Raw genomic sequence first — 5,198 nt, 5'->3', positions numbered from 1 at the left:
GTACGTCCAGTACGGGGGCATCCGGCCGGCACGCCGAGAGCACGCACCGGACACCGCTCCTTCACCACGGACCTCCGTCAGACACCCCCTAGCGCAGCCGGCCCCGCGGCCCGGCTAGGGCGCGATCGGCAGCTGACGCTTGTGCTCGGTGAGCCGGTAGCGGCGGGCGATGATCTCGAAGGCGCGCCCGTCCACCGGCTTGCCCTCCAGGAAGTCGTCGATGTCGTCGTACGTGACGCCGAGCGCGTCCTCGTCGGCCTTGCCCGGGTCGAGGGTCTCCAGGTCGGCCGTCGGGGTCTTCCACACCAGCTCGGCGGGGGCGCCCAGGGCGTCCGCGACGGCGCGCACCCGGCGCTTGGTCAGGCCGGTCAGCGGGACGAGGTCGGCGGCGCCGTCGCCGTACTTGGTGAAGAAGCCGGAGACCGCCTCGGCGGCGTGGTCGGTGCCGACGACCAGGCCGTCGTGCGCGCCGGCGACCGCGTACTGCGCGATCATGCGCTGGCGGGCCTTGATGTTGCCCTGGACGAAGTCCTGGTGGTGCGCGTCGCGGAAGGCGACTCCGCCGGCGAGCGCGGCCGCGAGGGCGGCGTCGCTGGCGGGCTTCACGTCGACGGTCAGGACCTGGTCGGCGCGGATGAAGGAGAGGGCGAGCTGCGCGTCGTTCTCGTCGGCCTGGACCCCGTAGGGCAGGCGCATGGCGTAGAACACGGCCTCGTGGCCGGCCGCCCGGGCCCGCTCCACGGCGAGCTGGCACAGCCGCCCGGCGGTCGTGGAGTCGACGCCGCCGCTGATGCCGAGGACCAGGGAGCGCAGGCCGGTCGAGGTGAGCCGCTCGGTGAGGAAGGCCACCCGGCGCTCGATCTCGCGCTCCGCGTCGAAGGTGTCGCTCACCAGGAGCTCCCGGGCGATCTCCTGCTGCAGGGCGGTGGACGCGGGCTCGCTCACGGCTGCTCCTCGGGGTCGTGCGTGGGTACGCGGTTCGCTGCCTCCACGACCCTAATCGACGCTCCTGACGGCGCAGCCGCCCCCCTGCGGCAAGGGCCTCGCGCGGCCCGCCCCGCGCGGCGCATCAGCGCGCGGACAGCGCCGCTTCCATCACCGCCCGGGCGATCGGCGCGGCGGCCAGGTTGCCGCTGATGTCCCCGCGGTCCGCCGCCGCGTCCTCGACCACCACCGCGACCGCAACGGCCGGCAGCGGCGCACCCTCGGCCTTGGCCCAGGAGATGAACCACGCGTACGGGGTCCCCGCATTGCCGACGCCGTGCTGCGCGGTGCCGGTCTTGCCGCCGACCACCGCCCCCGGGATCGCCGCGTTCTTTCCCGTCCCGTTCTCCACCACCTTCACCATCAGCTCCTGCATGCGCAGGGCGGTGGCCGGGTCCATGGCGCGGCCCAGGCTGCGCTGGTCACCGCGCCGCACCGGGGAGCCGTCGTCCTGCATGGTGCGGTCCACCAGGTAGGGGGACTTGAGCTCGCCGCCGTTGGCGACCGCGGCCGCCACCATCGCCATCTGCAGGGGCGTGGCCCGGGTGTTGAACTGCCCGATCGCGGACAGGGCCAGCTGGTCCTGGCTCATGTCCGTGTCGAAGTTCGACCGCGACACCCACGAGGGCACCCGCAGACCGTCGCGGTTGAACCCGAACCGCTCCGCCGCCTCCACCATGCCGCGCAGCCCGACCCGCACCCCGATCTTCGCCATCACCGTGTTGCAGGACCACTGCACCGCCTCCGCCATCGAGGCGTCCTGGCAGCCCGTGGCCGCGTTCGGCAGCAGGGTGCGCGTGCCCGGCAGCGGGTAGGGGTCGGGCGTCTCGGTGGGCGCGTCCACATCGGTGACCACGCCCGCGTCCAGGGCGGCGGCGGCCGTCACGATCTTGAAGGTGGAGCCGGGCGGGTAGGTCTCGCGCAGCGCCCGGTTGAGCATCGGCCGTGCGGGGTCCGCGTTCAGCCGGGCCCACTCCGCCGTGACCCGGGCGCCCGTCCCGGAGAGCGAGGAGGGGTCGTACGAGGGGCTGCTGACCAGCGCGAGGATCTTCCCGGTGGCCGGCTCGACGGCGGCCACCGCACCCCGTTTGCCGCCGAGCCCTGCGTACGCGGCCCGCTGGACGCCGGCCCGGACGGTGGTGGCCGCGTTCCCGCCGGCGGGGCGCCCGCGGGTGAGGTCGTACCAGAGCGGGAAGGCCGAGAGTCCGGGGTCCGTGCCCGCCAGGAGCGCGTCCTCGGCGCGCTCCACGAAGCTGGTCCCGTAGGTCTGCGAGGAGAAGCCGGTGACGGGCGCGTACAGCGGGCCGTTCGCGTACGTCCGCTCGTAGCGCAGGAGTTGGCCGCTGTCGCGGGAGCCGGTGACGGGGCGGCCGTCGACCAGGATGTCCCCGCGCGGCTGTGCGTAGCGCTCGATGGCCGGCCGCTTGTTGGCCGGGTTCGCGCCGTAGGCGGCGGACTCCCAGACCTGCACGCGGGCGATGTTGACCAGCAGCGCGACGAGCAGAAGCGCGCAGAAGTACGCGCACCAGCGGATGTAGCGGATCACTCGGGGGGCTCCTGCGGTGCGGGCCTGCGGGCGCTGTCGCCGAGCCGGACCAGCAGGGCGACGATGATCCAGTTGGTGACGACGGAGGAGCCGCCCTGGGCCAGGAAGGGCATGGCCATGCCGGTCAGCGGGATCAGCCCGGTGACGCCGCCCGCGATGACGAACACCTGGAGCGCGACGATCGAGGCGAGGCCGGTGGCGAGCAGCCGGCCGAAGGGGTCGCGCAGGGCGAGCCCGGCGCGGAACCCGCGGGCGACCAGGAGCCCGTAGAGGAGCAGGATCGCGGCGAGCCCGACGAGGCCGAGCTCCTCTCCGGCGGTGGCGAGGATGAAGTCCGACTTGGCGGCGAAGCCGATGAGGAAGGAGTGGCCGTGGCCGAGCCCGGCGCCGAGCAGGCCGCCGGCCCCGAAGGCGAAGAGGGACTGGGCGAGCTGGCCGGGGCCTTCGCCCCGGTCGATGGAGGCGAAAGGATTCAGCCAGTCGTCCACACGGCTGTTCACGTGTGGTTCGAAGGTCCCGACGGCGTAGGCGCCCACCCCGGCCAGGACGAGCCCGATCGCAATCCAGCCGATCCGTCCGGTGGCCGTGAACAGCATGATCACGAACAGTCCGAAGAACAGCAGCGAGGTCCCGAGATCCCGCTCCAGGACCAGCACACCGACGCTCAGCGCCCAGATCGCGAGGATCGGACCGAGGACCCGCCCGGGCAGGAGGCGCAGCTTCCAGAAGAGCCGGCGGCCCGTCAGGGCCAGGGCCGTGCGGTTCGCGGCGAGGTAGGCGGCGAAGAACACGGCGAGCAGGATCTTGGCGAACTCGCCCGGCTGGAAGGAGAGTCCGGCGAACCGGATCCAGATGTGGGCCCCGTTGACCGCCGGGAAGAAGACGGGGACGAGCATGAGCGCGAGGGCGGCGGTGACGGAGAGGTACGCGTACCGCTGGAGCACCCGGTGGTCGCGCAGCACCACCACGACGAGGACGAAGAGCGCCACCCCGAGGGCGGACCAGCGCAGCTGGTCCCCGGCGGCGGCATGGCCGGGGGTGGTCGCGTCGAGGCGCTGGATGAGGACGAGGCCGAGTCCGTTGAGCAGGACGGCGATCGGGAGCACCAGGGGGTCGGCGTACGGGGCCCGCAGGCGGACGGCGAGGTGCGCGAACAGGGCGGCGACGGCGAGGCCCGCGGCGTAGTGGGTGGCGGGGCGGGGGATGCGGCCGGTGGTGGCGAGGCCGACGTAGAGGTGGCCGAGTACGGAGATCAGGACGGCGCCGGCGAGGAGCGTCAGCTCGACGCCGCGGCGCTTGGGGGCGCGGGCGTCGGGGGGCGGGGGCGGGGAGGGCTCCGCCACCTGTGCCGTCAGAGCGGTCATAGGCGAAACGTAGCAAGCGGATGGATGCTATGTCCGCTTATGTCATAGTGTGCCGAAGAGTCGTCATAAACGGTCGGAATCAGGAGCCGAGCCCTATGGGACCAGTGGAATTCATCGTCCTCGCCTTCCCGGAGGAGCAGCTGCGGGTGCCGGCGGTCGAGGCGGTGATGGGGCTGCGGAAGACCGGCGTGGTCCGGCTGATCGACGGGCTCGTGGCGACGAGGACGGCGGCGGGCGAGGTCCTCGCGGCGGAATTCGACGAGTTCGTGGAGCTACGGGGCCTGCTGACGGGCCGGGACGTGGCCCGGCTGATCGGCCCGGAGGACGTACAGGAGGCGGCGGAGCTGCTGGAGCGCGGGAGCTGCGCGCTCCTCCTGCTGGTCGAGCACGTATGGGCCGAGGACGCGGCGATCGCCGTACGGGCTGCGGGCGGCCGGATCGTGGGCTCGGTCCGCATCCCGGCGGACCGGGTCCCGGCGGACACCCGGACGGGGGTGGCGTGATGTTCATCCGCCCGGTGGGCGCAACGGTCCACGCGGCGAACCGCTCGGCAGGCCACCCCCTGCTGCGCGGCCTGCTGGCACGAGCGACGGGCACGGTCGGCCCGGACACACCGGCGCCCGCCCCACCGAGGGGCCTGCTGGGCCGGGCGGTGAGAGCGGCGGAGGACACCACACCCTGGCCCCCGGACCAGGAACCGGAACCCGACTCGGAACCCTGGCCCCCGGACCACGAAGCGGGACCATGGCCACCGGACCCCGACGCCCCCGAGGAACCCCCGCCAACCCGCCCGCCGACCCCTCCCGCCCTCCCCACGGGCCTCGTAGCGGAACTCACCCAACTCGCGGCCCTGGCCCGTGAAGGCCACCTCACCCCGGAGGAATTCGCCACGGCCAAGGCCCGCCTGCTCCGCGACTGACCGCCGCCCCCACCCCTCACACGTCGCGAGCACCCACCCGGACACCCGCGATCGACCAGCCCCGACCCCGCCGTCGACCAGCCCCGGACGGCCGCCGGACGCCAACCGCCAGGAGCGCGTAGCGATCTGCCGCGCCTACCGGATCCCGCCGCCGCCCCGTCCGCTGCCTGATGCAGGCAGACCACCCCCGGCCGCCCCGGCCCCCGCCCAACCCCCACCCCGCCCCGCCCCGCAGTCCGCCCGCCCACGTGCCCGGGCCGGGACATGGCCGCTGCAACCTGGGAGCCGGTCCCTGATGGCCACTGCCCGGGATCATGAACCAGTGGACCGTTCTTTTGGGGGCTTCCCGTCAGTCCTTGTCTTTCCGGGGCGGGACGGTCTGTCA

The 5,198-nt window shown here is 73.7% G+C and carries 5 protein-coding genes; 2 read left to right on the top strand and 3 right to left on the bottom strand.

Going from position 1 to position 5,198, the window contains the following annotated elements:
• Positions 1-114: 114 nt before the first annotated feature.
• The 3 genes from nadE to AB0D44_RS34095 form a co-directional block, all read right to left on the bottom strand.
• Positions 115-945, bottom strand: a complete 831-nt coding sequence (nadE, locus tag AB0D44_RS34105; RefSeq protein ID WP_362598721.1) for an ammonia-dependent NAD(+) synthetase — start codon at positions 943-945, stop codon at positions 115-117.
• 124 nt (positions 946-1,069) lie between these two features.
• A complete protein-coding gene (locus AB0D44_RS34100; protein ID WP_362598718.1) occupies positions 1,070-2,530 on the bottom strand; it encodes a penicillin-binding transpeptidase domain-containing protein in 1,461 nt (486 codons plus the stop codon).
• A complete protein-coding gene (locus tag AB0D44_RS34095; RefSeq protein ID WP_362598715.1) occupies positions 2,527-3,894 on the bottom strand; it encodes an FtsW/RodA/SpoVE family cell cycle protein in 1,368 nt (455 codons plus the stop codon). Before AB0D44_RS34095 ends, AB0D44_RS34100 begins: the two co-directional genes overlap by 4 nt.
• A 95-nt stretch (positions 3,895-3,989) precedes the next feature.
• Here AB0D44_RS34095 and AB0D44_RS34090 point away from each other — a divergent pair, with 95 nt between their 5' ends.
• Entirely contained in the window at positions 3,990-4,397 is a 408-nt protein-coding gene (locus AB0D44_RS34090) for a DUF6325 family protein (protein WP_362598713.1), read from the top strand.
• A complete protein-coding gene (locus tag AB0D44_RS34085; protein ID WP_362598710.1) occupies positions 4,397-4,813 on the top strand; it encodes a hypothetical protein in 417 nt (138 codons plus the stop codon). Before AB0D44_RS34090 ends, AB0D44_RS34085 begins: the two co-directional genes overlap by 1 nt.
• Positions 4,814-5,198 lie beyond the last annotated feature (385 nt).

It is taken from the genome of Streptomyces sp. NPDC048349 (assembly GCF_040651925.1).
Classification (GTDB): Bacteria; Actinomycetota; Actinomycetes; order Streptomycetales; family Streptomycetaceae; genus Streptomyces.
Note: the sequence above shows the minus strand (reverse complement) of the source record. Positions and strands in the feature narration are given on the sequence as shown.

Coding starts and splice junctions, on each gene's coding strand:
- AB0D44_RS34095 (WP_362598715.1), bottom strand. CDS start 3,894: ATGACCGCTCTGACGGCACAGGTGGCGGAGCCCTCCCCGCCCCCGCCC.
- AB0D44_RS34090 (WP_362598713.1), top strand. CDS start 3,990: ATGGGACCAGTGGAATTCATCGTCCTCGCCTTCCCGGAGGAGCAGCTG.
- AB0D44_RS34085 (WP_362598710.1), top strand. CDS start 4,397: ATGTTCATCCGCCCGGTGGGCGCAACGGTCCACGCGGCGAACCGCTCG.